Below are 20,108 nucleotides of genomic sequence, written 5' to 3'. Positions count from 1 at the left end.
TCCTCACTCCCGCCGGACGTGTTCGAGTAACTCCTGAACCGCCACGGGTTCGTCGCGCTCGCTCGAGCGCATCGCGGCCTCGATCAACGCGACGGATTGCAGGTTCTCCGAGACCCGCGTCGGCATCGGTTCGCCACCCGCTCGCCACTGGCAAAATTGCTCGATCAACCACGAATTCATCCACTTCTCGCGGTCGTCCAGTGGAATCGTCTCGCCCTCGGGCGGCCCGGAGGCGGTATGCCGTGGTTCGGCGTCGGGATCGTAGGGATAGGCCGTCAACTCCCGGGCGTCGAGTTCCAACGTGGCGTCACGGCACTCCGCGCGGACGTACTCGTTGTTCCAGCCGTTCATCGAGACGGCGTTCGTCGTCGCGCCTTCGTAGGTCGCGTGAACGCCGTTTTCGAACTCCATCGTCACGAGCGCCTGGGAATCGCCCGAAAAGTCACTCCATTCGGGATTCCAGGTGCGCGCGTAGAGGCGTTCGCACTTCGCGCCCGCCAGCGATGCCAGCAGATCGAGATGGTGGACGCCGCCCTCGACCAGGAGTGGGTGGTCCATCTCGTACGGTCGGCCCGCGACCCACTCGTCGCGCTGGCGATAGCGCTGGGTGAACCGGAAGACGAGGTAGTCCAGCGGGCCGTACTCACCACGCTGGATGCGTCGCCGCAGCGTCGTCTTGTCCCGGTCGAAGCGGTGGCTCATCGTGACCGCCATCCTCGCACCCGCTTGCTCGACAATGTCCGCAATCTCGACAGCCTCGGCGAGCGTCGGCGCGATCGGTTTCTCCGTCAGGAGATCGAGATCGTGCGCCAGCGCGGCCTCGACCAGCGGTTTGCGCACCTCAGGCGGGACGACGAGCGTCGCGAACTCGGCGTCGTGGCTCTCGAAGGCTGTCTCGGCGTCGGTGTAACAGCGCTCGTCGGGAAGATCGAGATCGCGGTTCGCGTTTTCGAGCGCCTCGGGGTCCTGATCGACGGCCGCGACGACCTCGATCGTGTCGTCTTCGACGTTCGCCGGGAGGAACTCACCGACCCACATCGCGCCCCAGCCGCCGCAGCCGACGTGAATCACTCGCTGTGCCATACTGGTGTGGGACGCCCGTCGGACAAAAACCCCACTGAATTTCGACGATCGTCGTAACAGTAGTCGACAAACACTTAACCCAGTTCCGCGGAGAATGAGGTGAACATGACAGACGTAGGCATCGACGCAGCCGAGTTCCGGAGCGGCAAACTCAAGCTCGATCTCGCGGAGACGTTCGCCGACGAGAAAGACGACGACCCCGCCAAGTACACGAAGGGGCTCGGACTGCACGCTTCCTCGTTCCCGGACGCCTACGAGGACATCGTGACGATGGCCGCCAACGCGGCCAAGCGCCTGATGGACCGCAAGGGCCTCGCGCCGGAGGACATCGGCCGGATCGACGTGGCCACCGAGAGCGCGTTCGACCACTCCAAGCCGGTCTCGACGTACGTCGCCGGCTGTCTGGAGCAGGTCTACGACGGCGACTTCCACCACGCGAACAAGGGCGAGCGGAAGTTCGCCTGTATCGCGGGCACCCAGAGCATCGACGACGCCGTCAACTGGATCGCCGCGGGCAAGAATCGCGGCCGCGCGGCGCTGGTGATCGCGACCGACACCGCACTCTACGAGCGTGGCGACCCCGGCGAGGCCACGCAGGGCGCGGGTGCAGTCGCCATGCTCATCGACGAAGATCCCGACCTGACCGTGATCGAGCCGGAGCAGGGCTTCGGCAGCGCCGACGAGACGGATTTCCTCAAACCCAATCAGCAGTTCCCGAGCGTCGACGGCAAGCGCTCGATGCAGGTCTATCTCATGCGGATGCGCGAAGCGTTGGAGGACTTCGAGATGCAGACGCCGACCCACCCGGACGACTTCGCACTCGTCCCGTTCCACACGCCGTTCCCGGGGATGGTTCGGAAGGCCGCCGCCCTGGGGTATCGCCACGTCGCTCGCGACACCGACGTCGAGGAGGAACTGGCCGAGGAGATCGGCCGCCAGCCCCGCCCCGAGGCGTTCGACGACGAGGAGGCGTATCGTGACGCCCTGAAGGAGTACACGGACAAGCTGACCGAAACCGACCTTTACAGTGAGTGGTACTCGCGGACGATCGAGCCGACTCTCGAGGTCTCCGCGCAGGTGGGCAACTGGTACACCGGCTCGGTCCACGTCGCCCGGATCGGCGGGCTGAAACACGCTCGGGAGAACGGGATCGACCTCGATAACGAGCAGCTCCTCGTGTGTTCGTACGGGTCGGGTGCTCAGGCGGAGATCCACGCCGAGACCGTCCAGCCCGGCTGGGAAGATGAGATCGCGGCGCTGAACATCGACGACCAGCTGGTCGAGCGCTACGACATCTCCTGGGAGCAGTACGAACAGATCCACGACGTGCACAACCACGACGAATCCACAGATATCGACGCCTACACGACGCCGGAAGGCGAGTTCGTCTTCGACGGCTGGGGCCGAATGGGCGAGCGGAAGTACACGTACGTGGAGTAGCTGGCGTACGCCGAGCGTTGCGAGGCGTTTCACTGCTGGCGACTATCGGGAGCCAGCAGGTCGTTTTTCCCCATGTTTTTCCGAGGAGAGGTTCCCGCAGCGAGCCGAAGGCTCGCGAGGAAACCCGACGAAGGAAAAAGTGGTCGCAGCAGATCCACGACGTGCACAACCACGACGAATCCACAGATATCGACGCCTGCACGACGCCGGAAGGCGAGTTCGTCTTCGACGGCTGGGGGCGGATGGGCGAGCGGAAGTACACCTACGTGGAGTAGCGAGGTTCTGAGCGAAGCGAAGAACCTCGTACCGGAGCGGGGAACGGATGCGACCCGCGGAGGAATCCTCTTCTACACTCGGATGTCAAGCGCTTTCAGTGCAGGCGATATCTCCACAAAATATTTTTCTACAGGAGTAGGTGTTGCTGGTACGAATTGATGATCCTCTTTGGTTTGTCTCTCATCACGATCGTCGGGCTGATCTGGCTCGGTGGGCTGGCCGTGTTTATCATCCGGCGATTCCGAGAGCAGGAATTGACTACATCTCATGTCCCCGCCATCATCCTGTTGGGCCTCGGGCTGACCGCAGGATTCGGGACCGTTGTCGGGTACGAACTGGCTGACCGTGAGCTCAACGGAGTCGAATACACCGCTCAGGCCGAACAACCGCCGTCGGAGCGGTCGTCTGCCGATCAGGAAACGCCGCCTGACACACCCGAGCGACTGACGACGTCGATCCCCGGAACAGAGATGGGTGGTCCTTACGAGTTCGACGAGTTGTCTCCCGACGCACAGAGGGTGTTTCTCTCGACGTTGGAGAGCGCCGGGGCATATACGACCCGAACCAGTCCCGCCGAGTTTCAGGACGAGAGTCCCACTGACGTTGGCGGGCCGGGCTACGCGTTCGTTCGCTACGACTCGGCGTGGTACAAACTCACGGCCGACGCGGGCGGCGGTCCACTCGCCGGTCTCAGATATATTCCTTTGTTGTTTGGTGTGTTCGTGACCTTCATTGCGCTCCTGGCTGGGTGGATCACCTATCTCACCTTTGGAACCCAGGGTGTACCGTAGTTTGTCTCTCTCGTTGCGGGCCAGTGTAGCATACGGCGCGAGTGAAGCGAGCGCCGTTTCACTTCACGCGAGACGCGGAGCGTCGAGCGTGAAGCGTGTTTTTCCCCACGTTTTTGCGCGGGTTGCGGGCCAGCGGCCCGCAACCGTATGACGTGGCGGCGAAGCCGCCACGCTGTTCCCGCAGGTCGCCGGAGGCGACCGAGGAAACCCCGTGCAGGAAAAAGTGGTGCTATACGACCGCGTTCCAGATCGGGGCGACGTACTGGAAAGCGCTGAGATAGCCGATGTAGAGGAACGCCAGTAGCGAGGCGGCGATCGCGCCTTTGGGGCGGTCGAGTGGGACCTCACGACGGAGTTCGACGTTGCGAGCTTCGAACTCGAAGAAGTCGGTGATGAAGATCCCGACGACGAGCGAGGTCGCGACGATGCCGGCGTGCTGGTGCAGCGTCGTGTAGTAGAACGACGCCAGCAACAGCAGAACGTTCGAGGCGACGTGCAGTGGGTGTCTCGACAGCGATTCGACGCCCTCGTCGGCTTCCGCGAGGTGGCGGCGGTGTGCGACGATCCGCGTGACGATGTTCAGGAGCAACAACCCGAGCAGGATGTACTCGATCACCGCTGTCGCGCCGATGACCGAGTCGAGGATCCCGAGTGGCCCGGGGAGTTGGTACGCTGGACCTGCCATATCGCTATCTGTGAGCCAGGTCCATTAAGATGTTTCCACTTCCGGTTTCCGTGCTTTCGAGAGGTGGGTGTGAGTGTTGGGTGGTCAGGAAAGACCAGGAGAAGCACGAGTGGGATGGTTGGGAAGGGGCCGAAAAAGCACGAGTGGGATGGTGCGAACGACTTGCACTGCTCGCGCTAGGCGGATCAGCGCAGCAGGACCGCACCGTAGCACAGCGCCACACCCTCCTCGCGGGTCGTACCTCCCCGCTCGTCCGAACAGCGGCGCTTCGTTCCCTCGCGCCGCTCGCTCTCCAACCGACTCACGCTCTCACTTCGTTCGAGCGCTCGTCTCTCGCCCGTCCCGGCGCGCACAAGGGCGCGCCGGGTGCGTGCCTGTGGTAGTTTTCTCCAAATTAGCTACCGTCCTCACGCCTCGTCGTCGCCGCGCGGCGGTCGATCCTCGCACTGGAAACAGGACGGACTCTCCGGGACGCCGAGAATCGATAGCGACCCGTCGACGGTGACCGTCACGTCCGTGAACGGCGGGATGGTCCCATCGATCTGGTCGTCCAGTAGCAGCGAGACGCCTGCTTCTTCCCGGGTCACCTGTATCCGGGCCAGTGAATCGCCATCGTACAACGGGACGGCCCAGTGGTCCAGTGACGTCGCGAACGCGGCCACTGGGACGACTGCGGCGGCCTCGACCTCCGGTGCGAACACCGGCGCACCGAGGCGACTGGCGTAGCCGCTCGTCCCCGCTGCGGTCGCGACGACGACGCCGTCGGCGCGGAACTCGGCCACCTCTTCTCTGGGTGTCTCGACCGCGAATTCCGAGATGTGGGCGGCCTCGGTCGTGACGAGCATCACGTCCATGAGCGCTCTGCCGCGGCGCTCGCCATCGACGTCGACCGCGAGGATCGGAATATCGGTCTGGGTTGCCTCTCCTGCGCGGACGCTGTCGAGAGCCGACCCGACGGCGGCAGCGTCGATTGCGCGAACACCAGCACCTGCATCGACGGGCAAGATCGGTGTCGAACACCCTTCACGGGCGAGATTCAGGAGTGCCGACTCACCGACGGCGACAGCGACGTCGGCCTCGTCGATCCCGGCGGCGCGCTCGACGCCGGACGGCAGTGTGAGTGCGTCGTCGCCGACGACCCAGATCTTCCGGCCGTCCGTCCGCCCGTTACTCATACTTCGGGGGTCGGTGAGGGCAGGCAAAAACCCTCCGCACCGACGCCGTCGACCTAGAACGGCCAGTCGCCGGTCCGGCGCATCCCCTCGGCGTAACCCTCCGCACGAAGATACTCCGCGACGTCCTCACCATCGATATGCGGGATCGACTCGTCAGAATCGGCGAGTTCGACGACGAGTTCGGTCAGGAGGATGGCGCTCTCGCGGAGGTCACGCTTTTCGAGTTTCTCCAGCGTGTCCGCGGCGGTGTGGCCCCACCCGCGGTCGGCACCGCTCTCGCTGGCGACCATCAGCCCCGGCACGCCGCGGGCGACGAACGGCCAGTGGTCGCTGTGGGGGACCATCGTCGGATCGATGGATATCGGATGGTCGAACCGGTCGCGCACCCGCCTGGTCGCCGCCGCGAGCGCGTCGACGTGGTGAGTCGTCACCGACAGCGTTCGGGAGCGACAGACTCCATCGAGGTTGACGACCGCGCGGATCGACTCCCGGTCGGTCGTCTCCGCGAGGTGTTCGGAGCCTTTCAGGCCGACCTCTTCGGCGCCGAAACAGGCGATCGCGACCCGCGTGTCGAGCTCGGCCTCGCGGGCGGTGAGCGCGTTCACGATCTCGACGACTGTCGCGGTGCCGGCCCCGTTGTCCATCGCGCCCTCGCTGATGTCGTGGGCGTCGACGTGACTCGTCAGCAGCAAGCGCTCGTCGGTCTCCGGACCGACGCTGGCCCGGACGATTCCGCTGGTCGCGTCGTGGACGTCGGCCTCGACTTCGACGGTGACCTCCTCGCCGTCGAACCGCCGGGCGAGTCGACTCCCCACTTCCTTGCTGACGCCGACGGCAGGAATCTCGCCGATCGGTGCGTCGTCGCGGCCGACGCTGCCCGTCGGTGGGAGACACCCCTCGACGTGATTGCGGAAGACGAACGCCGCCGCTCCGCGCTCGACGGCGTGGTAGTACTTCTCCCGGCGGTGGAGAGAGCGGTCGTACCATCCTGGGACGGTGCTGTCGGCCATGACGACCGATCCCTCCAGATCGGCGTCCTCGAAATCCTCGGGGAGTCCGTGGCCGACATCGACGAATCGGCCTCGGGCAGTCCCACTGGGGCTCCGCGGGAGCGCGATACAGTCCCGGATCGTGTCGCCGGCGACGATCTGGCTCGTCCCGCGCGCCCACCCCTGGATGTCGAACTCTTCGATTCGAGCCTCGCGAGCGCCCGCCGACTCGAGCGCGTCACGTGTCAGTTCGAGGCCACGCCGCTCGCCGTCGCTGCCGGCCATTCGGCTGCCGACGTCGACCAGCGATTCGAGGTGTGACCAGCCCACGTCACTCCTGAAGGTTTCGGAGATCCAGTCCATGCCCGAGAGTGGGAGAGACGGGCCTTATGTGTTGGCCGCTTCCCTCCGTCAGTCCGCACCGCGAAGTCGCTCCCGGACGGCCTCGCGGTCGACCGTCCCCGAGGGTGTTCTCGGAATCCGGTCGGTGACGACTACCGTCTTGGGAACCTCGAACTCCGCCAGTCGCTCGCGGCAGTGCTCGCGGATTTCGTCCGTATCCACTGCGCCGACGACCAGCGCCGCGACGCGCTCGCCCCACTCCTCGTCCGGGAGGCCGACGACGGCGACCTCGTCGACTGCTGGGTGCTCGCGGATCGCCCCGGCGACCACTTCGGGATCGACGTTCTCGCCACCGGAGACGATCCGGTCGTCGAGTCGGCCGACGATCCACAGCCGGCCGTCCGCGTCGCGATAGCCCACGTCGCCGGTGTGGAATCCGTAGTCGTCGACCGCCTCGGTCGTCCGATCCTCGTCGAGGTAGCCCGGCGTCACCGTCGGTCCGGAGACGACAATCTCACCCGTCTCACCCACGTCGGCCGGCTCGTCGCCGTCGAGAATTCTGATCGTGGTGGTGACGAGTGGCTGGCCGACCGTGCCGGGACAGTCGGCGGTCTGCTGCGGGCTCGCGGTCGCGATCTGAGAGGCCGTCTCGGTCGTGCCGTAGGTCGCATAGACGGGAACCTCGCGGTCGAGCGCGCGTTCGAGCAGCGACTCGCTGGCCGGCGCGCCACCGAGCAGCACCGTGTCGAGATTCTTCGGGGGCGTCCAGCCAGCATCGAGCATTCGTTTCACCATCGTCGGGACGAGGGAGACGCCCGAGATCTCGTATTCGTCGATCACGGCAGCCGTCTCGCTGGCGTCGAACTCTCGCTGGACGACCAGCGTCGTGCCGTAGAGCGCCGTGCGGACGGCCGGAGCCAGCCCGCCCATGTGATACATCGGGAGACAGCACAGCCAGCGATCGCCCGGCTTGACGCCCAGTCTGTAGGCCGACGCCTCGGCGCTCGCGAGCAGGTTCTCACGGGTCAGTCGCACACCCTTTGGCTGGCCGGTCGTCCCCGAAGTGAACAGGAGCAGTGCGAGACTATCGACATCACGAGCGATCGGGACGAGGGTTTCGGCAGCGGCGTCCGGGAGCGGGGCGACGCCGGTCGCGGTTTCGACATCGGCAGCGTCGTCGATCGAGACGGCCGGATCGACGCCGAGTTCGGTCGCGCTTGCCGCCGTCTCACCGCTACAGACCAGCAGGTCCACAGCTGCGCGCTGGGCCTGTGCGGCCAGTTGCGCGTCGGTTTTCTGGACGTTCAGCGGGACGGCCACCCCACCGAGTCGCCAGATCGCGTGCAGCAACCGGACGTACGTCGGCCCGGTCGAGAGCAGGATGCCGACTCGCGTGCCCAACGAGACGCCGAGGTCGTCCAGACTCGCCGCGAGCGAATCCACGGCGCCGTCGAGGGCACGATAGCGCCAGCGCTCGCCCGAGTCGGCGTCGATCAGCGCGGTGCGCTCGGGGGTGGTTCGCGCACGGTGGGTGAGCACGTCGTAGCGTGGCCAGCGGTCGGTCATCGGCTCCCTCCCTCAGACATCGGCCACCTCCGCCCCGAGGCCGGGTTCCTGTGGGACGGCGATTCGGCCATCCTCGACAGCGCACGGGTCGGGGCCGAGGTCCTCGGCCAGTCGGTCGGCGGTCGCCAGCCCGCAGGGCCGAATGTCGTCGATCGCGGCTGCGACGTGGACCGCAGTAGTCCGGGCGAGGACGCCGTCGATGGTCGTCGAGACGACTGGTTCGATTCCGTGATCCCGCGCTCGCATCGCGAGGGTGTGGGCGTTGCCCGGGCCGCCGACGACCATCGGCTTGAGCACGAGCACGTCCGCCGCGTCGGCGTCGATGATCTCCTGGGCGATGCAGTCAGTGAGACTCTCGTCGAGCGCAATCCCGACTCCGTTCCCCCGGAGGTCGCGGTGCCCCTCGAGGTCCTCGGCCGGAAGTGGCTGTTCGACGTATGCGACGGCCGCGTTCGCGAAGCCGTCGATGGCCGCGCGGGCCGTCTCCCGATCGTAGGCGGCGTTGGCGTCGACCCTGAGCTCGACGCCCTCACCGACCGACTCCCGGACCCCCCGGACCCGCTCGATATCCTCTTCGACCGGGCGCGCCCCGACCTTGATCTTCAGACAGCCGAAGCCAGATTCGACGGCGTCCTCGGCGGCTGCGACCGTCTCGTCGACGGGCGCGTCCCCGAGTGTCGCGTTGACCGGCACAGACCGCACGGTGTCGGCGTCGGGCGCGAACCACTCGTAGAGGGGGACCCCGTCTGCCCGAGCGTCGGCGTCGAGAAGCGCGCTCGCGAAGCCGTGACGGGCCGCGGGCGTCTCGGCGGCGTCGAGTTCCAGCAGTGCCGCGCCGTGGCCGGTCCCGGATTCTGCGCTGGCGTCTTCGTCGGCCGCCGCGGCCGCGCGGTCGAGTGCCCCGCGACACTCCTCCAGCGACTCCGTCCAGCCGGCCAGCGGCGTCGCTTCGCCGACGCCCGAGTGGCCGCGGTGGCGATAGCTGACGGTGAATCCGTCACGGGCCTCGATCGTCCCCGCAGACGTCGCGAGCGGGTCGGACAGCCGCAGCGAGAAGGAGTCGATCCTCATAGTGTCAGCCCCGCTGCGAACAGCAGCGCGTGCGTGAACATCGTCTGTCCGGTGCGTTCGAGGGCGGGATTGAGCGCCTCGCCATCACGCTCCGTGAGCACCGTCTTCGCGACCATCGCGGCCAGCGGGAGCGTCAGCAGCGGGGCCAGTGCGGCCAGCCCGTAGTCGGGGTCGAGCGCGAATGCGACGGGCACGACGTAGGCCATGCCCGCCAGCAGGAGGAACTCGATCCGCGCGCCAGTGTACCCCAGCACCACCGCGAGCGTCCGCTTGCCGGCGGTCCGGTCGGTTTCGATGTCCCGGATGTTGTTCACGACGAGGATGCACGTCGAGAGTCCGGCCGCGGGCAGACTCGCCACGACAGCGTCGACCGGGACGCTGCCCGCTGGAATCCCGACCGGCAAGAGCCCGACGTCCATCGTCGCGACCGCCTGCACGTAGTAGGTCCCTGTCACGGCGACGACACCGAAGTAGACGAACACGAACAGATCGCCAAGCCCGCGATAGCCGTAGGGGTATGGCCCGCCCGTGTAGAGGATCCCGGCGACGATCGAAGAGAGCCCGACCACGAGGATCGGTAGGCCGCCGATCGCGACGAGGTAGAGTCCGACGACGACCGCGAGGCCGTAGGTGACGAGCATCGCTCGCTTGACTCGCGCGGGTTCGATCAGCCCGCCAGCCGTGACACGGGTAAATCCCTCGCGTTCGTCGGTGTCAGCGCCCTTGACGGCGTCGTAGTAGTCGTTGGCGAAGTTGGTCCCGACCTGGAGCAACAGCGCGCCGATCAGTGCCGCGAGCGCCGGGAGCGGTGCGGCGACGCCGGCGTGGACGGCCAGTCCGACGCCCACGATGACCGGCGACGCGCCCGCCGGCAGCGTCTGTGGCCGCGCGGCCATCAGCCAGGCTTTCCGTCGGGTGACCTCGGTACTCATTGTATTCGATTTGGGGTGGGCCGCCCAAAGCCGCTGTGATCGACTCGGGGTCGGCCGCCGACTGACGCGAACTACTTTGTCACTGGTTGTCGAACTATCACGTATGGAGACGTGCGGAATCTGTGAGGAGCAGGTCCCGTTCGCGAACACGGTCCACGTCCTCGTTCACACCAAAAGCGACGCGGGCGTGATCGACCACTACGTCTGTCGGGCGTGCTACGAAGATCATCTCCAATTCGAGTGAGACGCCTGCCGAGCGGGCTGTGCCGCTCGCGACCGACAGTGCCGGTGACGTTTTTCATGCTCGCGGCCGAGACACGACTATGCACCGGGTGATCGGCGAGCGCGACCTCGCGGAGACGGAACTCACAGTCGAGGAAGCCATCGAGATCTACCGCGGGATGGTCCGGGCGCGGCGGTTCGACGAGCGCGCGCTTGCGCTCCAGCGCCGCGGCTGGATGAGCAGTTATCCGCCGTTCAAAGGCCAGGAAGCCTCTCAGGTCGGGGCGGCCCACGCCATGGCCGAGGACGACTGGCTGGTCCCGACCTACCGCTCAAACGCCATGCAACTGACGCTGGGTGTGCCAGCCAGCGACATCCTGCTCTTTCGCCGCGGGATGGGCGAGTACCACTCTGGGCACGACAGACCGGTCTTCCCACAGGCCATCTCGATCGCTTCCCAGATTCCCCACGCCGCCGGGATCGGCATGGCCGCCGATTATCGTGGAGCGGACCACGCCGTCGTCTGCTACTTCGGCGACGGCGCAACGTCGGAGGGCGACTTCCACGAGGGGCTGAACTTCGCCGGCGTCTCCGACGCGCCGGTCGTCTTCTTCTGTGAGAACAACGGCTGGGCCATCTCGATGCCCCGAGAACGCCAGACCGCGAGCGAGACCATCGCGGCGAAAGCCGACGCCTACGGCTTCGACGGTGTCCGGGTCGACGGCAACGACCCACTGGCCGTCGCCGAGACGATGACCGACGCCCTCTCAGGCGCCCGCGACGGCGACCCCGTGCTGGTCGAGAGTCTCACCTATCGCCAGGGCGCTCACACGACGAGCGACGACCCTTCGCGATATCGAGACAGCGAGGCCGAGTTTCCCGAGTGGCGCACGGCCGATCCGATCGAACGCTACGAGGACTACCTTCGCGAGCAGGGAGTGCTGGACGACGCGCTCGCAGCGACCATCGCAGCCGAGGTCGAAGACGAACTCGCTGACGCGGTCGAGACTGCCGAGTCGACGCCGGACCCCGATCCCGAGACGCTGTTCGAACACGTCCACGCCGAACTGCCGCCCGGGTTGAGCGATCAGCGAGTGCACGTTCTCGAACAGGTACGGCGTCGAGAAGAGGGCGACAGCACGTAGTCACTCACGGTCGGTCTCCTCCCGCCTGCCTGGCCCAGTCAGCGCGATGCTGGATCCCGGCGCGAGGGCGGACTGGCGATAGTCGAACGAACATAGACCAAGAACGACCCGATACCAGCAAAAAAATTTTGTCAGGGTTCGGAAGGCGTGAGCGTCGCTCACCACCAGAAGTGCGTCAGAACCACGACGAGTAGCATCGACGCCGTCAACAGGGTCTGGACGACGGCCGAAGCGAGGACACCGACCGTCGCGTAGGCTGCCGCCCGCAGACTCGCGCTCGCATCCCGTTCGGTCCGATACCTCGCGAGAAACACCGTTCCCGCGACCCCGGCGAGCAGGCCGACCGGGCCCAGAACGACCGTGCCAGCGAGTCCGACCAGTGCTGCGAGCAGGCTCACACCCGTCGAAACGCCGCTGGCCCTGGCGGCGACGGCCCCGCCGAGCCAGTCCACGAGGACGGCGACCACCCCAACCGTCAGCAGCGCCACGAGCACGAACAACCCCGGCTCGCCAGTGGCCCACCAGTAGGTGAGGGAGCCCACGACCGACAACGGGGGTCCGGGAAGCACTGGGACGACACTGAAGACGACGCCCAGCGCCAGCAACGCGAACGCTACCAGCACGAGCGGCTCGGCCAGCACTGAATCGAGGACTGACAGCGGGTGAACGATCGTCAGGACTGACGGCGGGTCGACGACAGTCGGAACCGTCGCGCGCACGCTCATCGGAATCGCTCCAGTTCCGCGTGAGCGTTTTCGGTTCCATACGCCTCGACCAGCCGCTCGGTCACGGTCCCGAGCGTACGCATACACTCTCGACGTGAGACGAAGTCGAGGTCGTCGGTGACTCGCTCCCAGGCGTGGGTCTGGAACACCTTCCGAACGAGCAATCGGGCCTCACGGTCGTCCAGGTCGGGACCCTCGGGATCAGTCAGTGCCGCCAGTGCGAGCGCTCGGAAGGGGTCGGGCGCGGTGTCGAACATCCCGGCCCCGAACGGCGATCCTGCGAGCAGCCGCCACTCCCATGCCGACAGGTCCAGCCCGGGCGTCCCCTCGACCGACGCCAGCGCCGCGCGCACCACGTCGGGATCGAGGTTCGCGAGCGAGTCCGAGAGCATTCCCGAAACCCGGCCGAGGAACCAGTCGGTGTGTCGCTCCTGAAGCGATTCCCCGAGACCGGAGAGGGGCCGCAGCATGATTGCCGAGTGTTCGCCGCTGCGCTCGTTGCGCGTCGTCGACAGGTGCACGGTCGAAAAGCCGTTCGAAGCCCAGAAATCGAGCAATTCGGGGGTCGCGCCGTAGCCGACACCCAGGTAGTCGTACTCGTCCTCGGCGTCGGCGGCGATCCGATCGAGCAGGTGTGAGCCCAGTCCCCGTCCGCGGGCGGCGTGGTGGGTCGCGATCCGCATGACTCGCCAGCCGACCGGGATCGCTGCGTCCTCGTCGCGAAGCTGCGTGGTGAGAACGTCCGGAAGCATGTTCCCCCGGATCCGACACCCCGCGTACATCTCCGCTCGGCGCTCGGCTGACAGCCCGCCCTCGCGTGCCAGCAACGCGACCGACACGACGTGTCCGTCTGCCAGCAGTGCGTGAACAGAGACGTTCGGTGCGTCCAGCAGGCGCGCCAGATCGTCCGGCTCGGTCCGGTAGTGTGCCAGTACCAGCAGGCCGAACGCCTCTCTGAGCAGCTGTTCGTCTGTCAGCAGCCGGTCGGCCCCGAGACGCTCATACGAGCTACTCCCGGGCCGGGCGTCTGCGACGAGCGGGTCGACGGGCGGCCGCGCGTCGAGCAACAGCGCTCGCGTCGCCCACACCTCGACGGGATCGCCGGCCGCGTAGCGGATCGGCTCGGTCATCGTCACCTCCCGAATCTCGCGCTCGGCGTCGGCGAGTCGGTCCCGGAAGCGAACCGAAAAGCCCCGCCCTGCGCCCTCGTAGCCGTGGATGGTCGTCGTGAACGCGACGCTCGGTGCGTCCAGAAAGCGCTCGAGCAGTCTGACCGGGAGTGCCGCCGCCTCGTCGACGAGTACGACGTCCGGATCGTCCGGCAACGCCGCGGCTTCGGCTGGCGGTGCGAATCTGACGCGTCCCTCGTCAGATTCGATCGGCCGGGACGCGTCCGGATCGTCGGCGAGCGTGCCGCGGTCCGTGTCGTCGCCAGCGAGCGCGTCGAGTTCTGCGAGAAGTTCGCGCCCACGAGCGAACACTTCGCTGGCTCGTCGGTACTGCGGCGCGGTCACGAGGACGTCCGCCCCGGCCGCAGCGAGACTCCCCGCGGCCAGCCCGGCGGCACTGGACTTCCCCCGACCCCGGTCGGCCTCGACGACGACCCTCCCGCCGGGGTCGGCGAGCGCTTCGAGCGCGTGGAGGGTATCGACCTGGTTCTGGGTCAGACAGGCCGCGTATGCGGCGGCTGGGAAGACGTGATCGTCTGGCGCCGTCGGCTCGGGTCTGGGGCGACGCGGCGGCGGGTCGGTCAGTCCCGAGGACTCGACTGCCCCCGTCTCGGCGTCGACGATCGAAACGCCTCGATGGGCGCGCAGCGTCTCGACTAGCCGCGTTCGAAAGTGGCCGGTCACGTCCTCGCGAGTGAACGGTGGGACCGCGAGCGTCTCGTCGAACGCGTCGCGTCGGTCCGGCCAGCGATTCAGCGGTGGCGCGAGAAGCACGAACAGCCCGCCGCCGTCGACCGCACCGACGACCTGTCCCAGTGCGTTCGGGCGGAGTGACTCGTGGGCGTCGTAGACGACCGCTTCGCGCGTCTGTCCGAGGAGGTCGCTCGCGTGGGCCGGATCGAGACGCTCACAGTCGAGAATCGGCTCGGGACCGATCAGCGTGGTCGATTCCCCGGAGATCGAGGTCGCGTGGAGGGCGTCACCGACTCGCTCACGGGTCGCCGCAGGTTCGCCGGAGAGGACGAGGACACGGCGCTCGTCGCACAGCTGGGCCTCGGCGCGAAGTGCGGCCGCGTGGTCCATACGCCTGCTCGGTGGCCACAGCCAAAGGACGTGACGGTCTGGTGGACGCGCGGCGCGTGACGATCACCGACCGCGCGCTGTGGCCTTGCTCCTCACGGTCGCGATGCGTTGCCGTTTGTCGGTGTCGGATCTTCCGCGATTGCACATTCGTACGCGAGGTCGACCGTGCCGGACTCGGTGAGCGTCAAGACCAGGCCGACGAGGTCCCGCCCGGTACAACTGGCGTCGTCGAACTCGAACTCCTGGACGGCATATCCGTCGACGATCACCGCGATCGTGTTCGCTTCGCCGTAGAACCCGTAGCCGCCCCTGTGGGTCCCGGATTCGAGGTCGTACCGGTGATTGAACAGTGTCTCCGACTCGCCCTCGACGATGACCCCGAGCGCCCGACTCGACTCTGTCCAGTTTCGGACGCTCACGTGGTGTGCTAGCCGGGTCGCTGGCGACCCAGCACATCCGGCGACCAGACAGGCCGCCACCCCAGCCGACCGGAGCACCGTGCGACGTTCCATCACGTCGTCTCGACGCTTGCGGTCCCCTTAAAAGGTGTCTACTCGGATTCCGATTCTGCAGGCCCACACAGTGAAACGGACTTATCCTGCACGATCTGCGACAGCTACCCACCGCACGCCCTATACCGAAATTTTCAGGTCGATATAGTATTCTCATTTTACGTTCATCTGAGATCATGAATTGCCTAAGGGGCACAAAATATTAACCGTCATATAAAAACGAGTGTGAATATCAGATGTGAAAACTATACAAAATTAATAAGTATGGCCGGTCAGTCAGTCCGACTGTCAATAAATGAACTTCCCCTCACAGATCTTTTCGATCGGCGGCGCAGGAAAAGAGCTCGCGTTCACGCTGCTGGAGTCGGATTGGGTGTTGCGGGATATTCTGGAGCCACGGCCGAGTCCACAGTCGGTGAGCGTGACCATCATCGACACGGCGGAAGGAGAGCAGAACACGGATCGACAGCGAATCAGGGATATCCGTGAACGGGTGACCGAACTAGAGAACGAACTCAGAGATCCGGATCAGGGACGGACGGGGAATCTGGAACTCGAGTACAAGCTGATCACCGAGAGCATCCAGCTGAGCGGGACAATCGACCTACTGGGGGACGACGCCGTACCCCGTATCGCTGCGGGCAACGGTATGGACGAGGACAAGTGGTGGATCGAAGAGCCCCACATCAACGAGAACCTGGATTTCGCCAAGGGCGTCGTCCGCAAGCGCGGGCTCGGGAAGGCGATCTACTACAAGGCCTACGCCGAGGACGACAGCATCTCGACGTACATCGATCTCCCGACCAAGGGGAAGGTCGCGGTGCTCTGTGGACTCGGTGGTGGGACCGGATCGGGCATCCTCGTCGATCTGGCCAGGCACCTCCAGCAGCAACACCGTACCGCCGAGATCACGCTGTTCGGCGTCCTTCCGAACCACACGGAAGGCCCCAAGGAGAACGCCAACGCCTTCGCCGCGCTGACCGAACTGGAGTATCTCCACCTCCAGCGCGAGGAGATCTTCAAGGACGTGGTCCTGCTGCCCATCGATCCGACTGACTTCGACGGGAAGACCGGCAACCGCATCCAGACGGACAAGTACCTCAACGAGTTCGACGAGGCGGCGATCTACCTGCTCGCTGCCTACTACAACACCGAAGGTCTCGAAGACCCGTTCGCCGACACACCGAGTTACGCGCCGTTCACTATCGGGATTCCACAGGTACTACGGTACAACGTCGAGGCTATCAACGACGCGAGGGAAGCGATTCGCGAGATTCTCGACGACAAGGAGCAGGCGCTCCGACTGGAAGAGGAGATCTACGCTCAGATCGACAGATTCCTCGCGAGACACTACGACGATCAGAACGTCGAATCCGGCCTTCGTGACCTCGACGTCGCCGACCTCTCCGAGCGACTGGAGAACGTCGAGTCGCTGCTCGAATTCGATCTCTTCAACGAATTGGATTACCAATCGCTGTCGATCTTCAGAGGGATCATCGAGGACGCCAAGGCCGAAAGTGACGACGTCGTCGAACAGATCGAGTACATCGCGGCGTCGCTGCGCGCTGTCGACGCGACCAATCAGGACGCGGGCAGCTTCGTCGACAACATCGACGAGCACCTCGCGGAGATTCTCGAACAGGATCTGCGGGCTCTCGGCCAGCGAAAAGAGATCCTCGAACGGCGAAAGATAATCGACGACAGCCGGATTCGAAACGCCATCGAGTACCTGATCCGGTCGGGGAACACCAACTCAGCGCCGGGCGTCAAACTGCAGCGACTCGAAGCAGAAGTCGAGGACAAAGACGAAAAACGGAGTCGCCTCCAGTCCGACCTCGAGGACGCCAACGCCGAACTGGAAGCACTCCGGGACGAGCAATCCGAGGAAGTCCAGCAACGGCTGACGGAGTGGCAGCGCGCGACCAACGACGACCTCCAGGCGCTCCAGCAACACGACGAGAGCGCGATCGAGGACGCACTCTCGGAACTGTCCGGTCAGCTCAACCGCTTTCTCAACGCCGTCACGAACGCGGCATCGCCCGGGGAGGTCGAACAGGTCAACCGGGCAGGGGTCACGCAGTCGCTCGATCGTGTCCAGAGCGCTTTCGAGGGGACGAACTACAACTTCCAGCGCGACAGGCAAGCCATCGAGGCGTCGCTCACCCAGCTCAAGAACGCCCGGATCGCGTTCATGAATTTGATGCAACCGGAGGGGACGCTCGAAAAGCTCACGCCGTGGGAGAGTTCGACCGAGCAGGATCGCCAGGAGGCCAACAAGGACTACCAGATGCAAAAGAACAAGCTGAGCGACAACGGCATCTTCGCGATCGGGCCGCCCGGCGGGCAGTTCAGCGCGTCGGTCCAGTTCGACCCCCAGACGATCATCGAGACGGCTCACCAGAACCGACAGCAACTGGTCCAGCAGATGATCGACAGCCTGCGGGACCAGCTCGACGGACTGGACGGCGAACGCGTCCGGTCGCTGGAATCGGCGCTCAGTGCCGATCCGGTCGACGTCGACGAAGTCGAGCGCATCGCGAAGAAAGCGATCGAAGACGACGTCGTCGAGATGGGAGACGTCGAGGAACGCGTTCGCGAGATCGAGAGCGAACTGGACGACGTCCAGGAGCAGCTCGACCTCTATCAGCCGACCATCGAACTGTTCGAAGATCTGAACAACCGCCGTGACAGCTGGTCCGAGCACAGTTCGTCGTTCCGTACGAACTGGAGCGAGTACGACGACGACTCCCGACAGCGGGTCGCGACCGAAGAAGAGGACTACGTCTACATCAAGAACATCCGGCCGGACGACGTGTTCAGAGCGACCGGCAACGACAACATCGCACAGAGTGACTTCTTCAGCAGCCGCGAAGAGCACCAGCGCGTCCGGGAGAACCTCGAAGAACTGTCGCGAAACGCTCGCAATCAGGAGTACACGGGCTTGCGACGCAGGCAACTCTCGAAAGACCGCAAACGCTACGACAACCTCCGCATCCGGCTGTCGGTGATGAGTCCGGCAATCTCACAGATGGATTCGGAGTCGATCGACTTCGAGAACATGTTCAACGGCGCGTTCGATCTCGGTGGCAGCGGGAAACGGTCGAAAAATCCCTACACGAGCTGGGCCTCCGAGGTCGGGGGGCCGTGGGACATCGGGCTCGGCGTCTTCATCAACGGGGTGTTCCTCGACAACCTCCGGAAGTTCGTCCAGGCCGACGGCTACCACAACGGGTACGAGAACCGACTCTCGGAGCTCGGCGACGACATCCTCGTCCATCACAGCTACGGTCTCGAAGACGGCTACTACGTGCGCCGGACCGGCCACCTCAACATGGAGTACGACGACGACGTCGAGTTCTATCTCCGAGACGAGGACGAGATCGTCGACGACCTCCTCTCGGGCTACTACGAACGCGTTGAGCACAAACAGACCGCAGCGGCAGACGACGACTGACCAATGTCGAACGTGATCACGTATCTCCAGGAAAATCTGGAGAAGCTCAAGCTGATCGGCTACTTCGCCGTCATCCTGGCGCTGGCGTGGCCGATCGCACAGATGCTCGGTTCGGCGTGGGAGGCGTCGAACATCGTTCGATCGCTCTTCGACGTGTTGATCATGTACGGCGTCTCACTGGAGGCCAGTAGCGTCACGATCTTCGGGTTCTTCCTCGGGTTGTTGGCGTTGATGACGATCGACCCGAAGAAACGATGGCAAGCGTTTCTCCTCTGGTTCGGCCTCCTGCTGGGGCTCGTCGGCCTCCAGACGATGGACCTGTTCCTGCCGAACGTCGACCTGGTCGGCAGTGCCGGCTGGTTACTCTTCGGTCTCGTCTCCGGCGTGGTCGTCGGTGGCGGACGCAAACTGTTCCGGATGCAGACCGCCCAGGCACTGGAGTTCAGGCGGGCCTCGAAGCTCATCTTCTACATGGTTGCCTCGTTCTGTGTGGTCGGCTTTCTGGAACTGCACATCAACTATCCGGCTCTCATCGACGTTGCCGACAACTCGGTCGCGATGCAGTCGGTCAGTCTCTCGGCGACCGAGATCAACGCCTCGAACATCGAGCTGCACGCGGCCGCGACGGTGCTGTTCGTCGTGACCATGAAACAGTTCGTCAAGTACGACGCCGAGACGGACTTTTTCATCCTCGGGCCGCGTGCCTCGGGCAAGAGTCTCTTCCTGATCGGCGCGTACCTCGAAGCGCTCGACCGGACCGATTCGGTCAAGAGTAACACGCCGCTGAACCCGAGTCAGGATCTGATGTCGATGGTCGAGGCGCTGGACAGACAGGAGACGAAGTGGATCGTCGAAGCGACCGGTCGCGGCGAGGTCAAGGACCTGCGCTTCCAGTACGTCCACGGCTCGGTCTTCCCCAAGAACGTCAAACTGTCCGGGATCGACTACGCCGGTGAGTACCTCCAGCGACTCCCGGACGCGCTCACGGGGATGATCGCCGAGGAGGACATGGACATGACCCTTCGACGACTCGCCGAGGGCGTCCGCGGGGCCGACACGCTCCTGCTGGTGATCGACATCGAACGGTTCGTCAACAACGAGCAGATGGAGATCTCGTCGTACTTCTCGATCCTCCAGTCGGCCAAGAACAAGGACGTCATGATCGTCGCGACGAAGGCGGACTACCTCGCCGAGGACTTCCGGACCGAGCGCGGCCTCGAACCCCACCGATACTTCGAGGACTTCAAGCAGTACGTCAACAACAGACTCAGAGAGAGCGAGAACGTCAACAGTCTCATCACCGAGACGGCCGGCGCAGAGGTCCATCCGGTCTACTATCAGACGACGATCGACGAGAACGGGAACCGGGTCCCGATGCGCGACGAGACGGGTTCGGTCACGACAGTCGGGTTCACCGAACTCCTCAACAAGTTCGGGAGAGGGTGACG

Annotated in this window: 16 protein-coding genes and 1 pseudogene; 7 read left to right on the top strand and 10 right to left on the bottom strand. The window is 65.1% G+C overall.

Annotation, left to right across the window (positions count from 1 at the left end; translation table 11 throughout):
- Positions 1-3: 3 nt before the first annotated feature.
- Positions 4-1,083: a Gfo/Idh/MocA family protein gene (locus DV733_RS00875; RefSeq protein ID WP_049993308.1), complete on the bottom strand. Its 1,080-nt coding sequence runs from the start codon at positions 1,081-1,083 to the stop codon at positions 4-6.
- Between the two features lie 105 nt (positions 1,084-1,188).
- On the opposite strand from DV733_RS00875, the gene hmgB reads away from it, so the two are divergent.
- From hmgB to DV733_RS00860, 3 genes and pseudogenes are all read left to right on the top strand, one after another.
- Positions 1,189-2,523, top strand: coding sequence for a hydroxymethylglutaryl-CoA synthase (gene hmgB / locus DV733_RS00870; protein WP_049993307.1), 1,335 nt, complete (start codon positions 1,189-1,191; stop codon positions 2,521-2,523).
- 119 nt (positions 2,524-2,642) lie between these two features.
- Positions 2,643-2,798: pseudogene (locus DV733_RS17905) on the top strand (hydroxymethylglutaryl-CoA synthase); the annotation flags it as partial.
- 159 nt (positions 2,799-2,957) lie between these two features.
- Positions 2,958-3,590, top strand: a complete 633-nt coding sequence (locus DV733_RS00860) for a hypothetical protein (protein ID WP_049993306.1) — start codon at positions 2,958-2,960, stop codon at positions 3,588-3,590.
- A gap of 229 nt (positions 3,591-3,819) precedes the next feature.
- Here DV733_RS00860 and DV733_RS00855 read toward each other — a convergent pair whose 3' ends face one another.
- The 6 genes from DV733_RS00855 to DV733_RS00830 all read right to left on the bottom strand — a co-directional run bounded on the left by DV733_RS00855 (position 3,820) and on the right by DV733_RS00830 (position 10,350).
- A complete protein-coding gene (locus DV733_RS00855) occupies positions 3,820-4,275 on the bottom strand; it encodes a DUF7313 family protein (protein WP_049993305.1) in 456 nt (151 codons plus the stop codon).
- A 407-nt stretch (positions 4,276-4,682) separates the two neighbouring features.
- A complete protein-coding gene (locus DV733_RS00850; RefSeq protein WP_049993304.1) occupies positions 4,683-5,450 on the bottom strand; it encodes a diacylglycerol kinase catalytic domain-containing protein in 768 nt (255 codons plus the stop codon).
- Positions 5,451-5,503: 53 nt separating this feature from the next.
- The gene (locus tag DV733_RS00845; protein WP_049993303.1) at positions 5,504-6,802 is read right to left on the bottom strand and encodes a M28 family peptidase; all 1,299 of its coding nucleotides are present in this window, start codon (positions 6,800-6,802) and stop codon (positions 5,504-5,506) included.
- A 48-nt stretch (positions 6,803-6,850) separates the two neighbouring features.
- Positions 6,851-8,347, bottom strand: coding sequence for an o-succinylbenzoate--CoA ligase (menE, locus tag DV733_RS00840; protein ID WP_049993302.1), 1,497 nt, complete (start codon positions 8,345-8,347; stop codon positions 6,851-6,853).
- A 12-nt stretch (positions 8,348-8,359) separates the two neighbouring features.
- Positions 8,360-9,418: a mandelate racemase/muconate lactonizing enzyme family protein gene (locus tag DV733_RS00835; protein WP_049993301.1), complete on the bottom strand. Its 1,059-nt coding sequence runs from the start codon at positions 9,416-9,418 to the stop codon at positions 8,360-8,362.
- Positions 9,415-10,350, bottom strand: a complete 936-nt coding sequence (locus DV733_RS00830; RefSeq protein WP_049993300.1) for a 1,4-dihydroxy-2-naphthoate polyprenyltransferase — start codon at positions 10,348-10,350, stop codon at positions 9,415-9,417. The genes DV733_RS00835 and DV733_RS00830 overlap by 4 nt, the downstream gene beginning before the upstream one ends.
- 103 nt (positions 10,351-10,453) lie before the next feature.
- Between DV733_RS00830 and DV733_RS17215 the strand changes: the two genes are divergently transcribed.
- On the top strand, positions 10,454-10,594 hold the full coding sequence (locus DV733_RS17215; protein ID WP_170178679.1) for a hypothetical protein: 141 nt from the start codon (positions 10,454-10,456) through the stop codon (positions 10,592-10,594).
- Positions 10,595-10,673: 79 nt separating this feature from the next.
- Positions 10,674-11,717, top strand: coding sequence for a thiamine pyrophosphate-dependent dehydrogenase E1 component subunit alpha (locus DV733_RS00825; RefSeq protein ID WP_049993299.1), 1,044 nt, complete (start codon positions 10,674-10,676; stop codon positions 11,715-11,717).
- A 158-nt stretch (positions 11,718-11,875) separates the two neighbouring features.
- Here DV733_RS00825 and DV733_RS00820 read toward each other — a convergent pair whose 3' ends face one another.
- The 3 genes from DV733_RS00820 to DV733_RS00810 form a co-directional block, all read right to left on the bottom strand.
- Positions 11,876-12,442 (bottom strand): DUF456 domain-containing protein, encoded by a 567-nt coding sequence (locus DV733_RS00820; protein WP_079979391.1) that lies wholly within the window; start codon positions 12,440-12,442, stop codon positions 11,876-11,878.
- Positions 12,439-14,694: a tRNA(Met) cytidine acetyltransferase TmcA gene (tmcA, locus tag DV733_RS00815; protein ID WP_049993298.1), complete on the bottom strand. Its 2,256-nt coding sequence runs from the start codon at positions 14,692-14,694 to the stop codon at positions 12,439-12,441. The genes DV733_RS00820 and tmcA overlap by 4 nt, the downstream gene beginning before the upstream one ends.
- A gap of 92 nt (positions 14,695-14,786) precedes the next feature.
- Complete coding sequence (locus tag DV733_RS00810) at positions 14,787-15,206, bottom strand: hypothetical protein (RefSeq protein ID WP_049993297.1); 420 nt, start codon at positions 15,204-15,206, stop codon at positions 14,787-14,789.
- Between the two features lie 295 nt (positions 15,207-15,501).
- Between DV733_RS00810 and DV733_RS00805 the strand changes: the two genes are divergently transcribed.
- Entirely contained in the window at positions 15,502-18,660 is a 3,159-nt protein-coding gene (locus DV733_RS00805; RefSeq protein ID WP_049993296.1) for a tubulin-like doman-containing protein, read from the top strand.
- A gap of 3 nt (positions 18,661-18,663) precedes the next feature.
- On the top strand, positions 18,664-20,106 hold the full coding sequence (locus DV733_RS00800) for a P-loop NTPase family protein (RefSeq protein WP_049993295.1): 1,443 nt from the start codon (positions 18,664-18,666) through the stop codon (positions 20,104-20,106).
- Positions 20,107-20,108 lie beyond the last annotated feature (2 nt).

Source organism: Halapricum salinum (genome assembly GCF_004799665.1).
Lineage (GTDB): Archaea > Halobacteriota > Halobacteria > Halobacteriales > Haloarculaceae > Halapricum > Halapricum salinum.
Note: the sequence above shows the minus strand (reverse complement) of the source record. Positions and strands in the feature narration are given on the sequence as shown.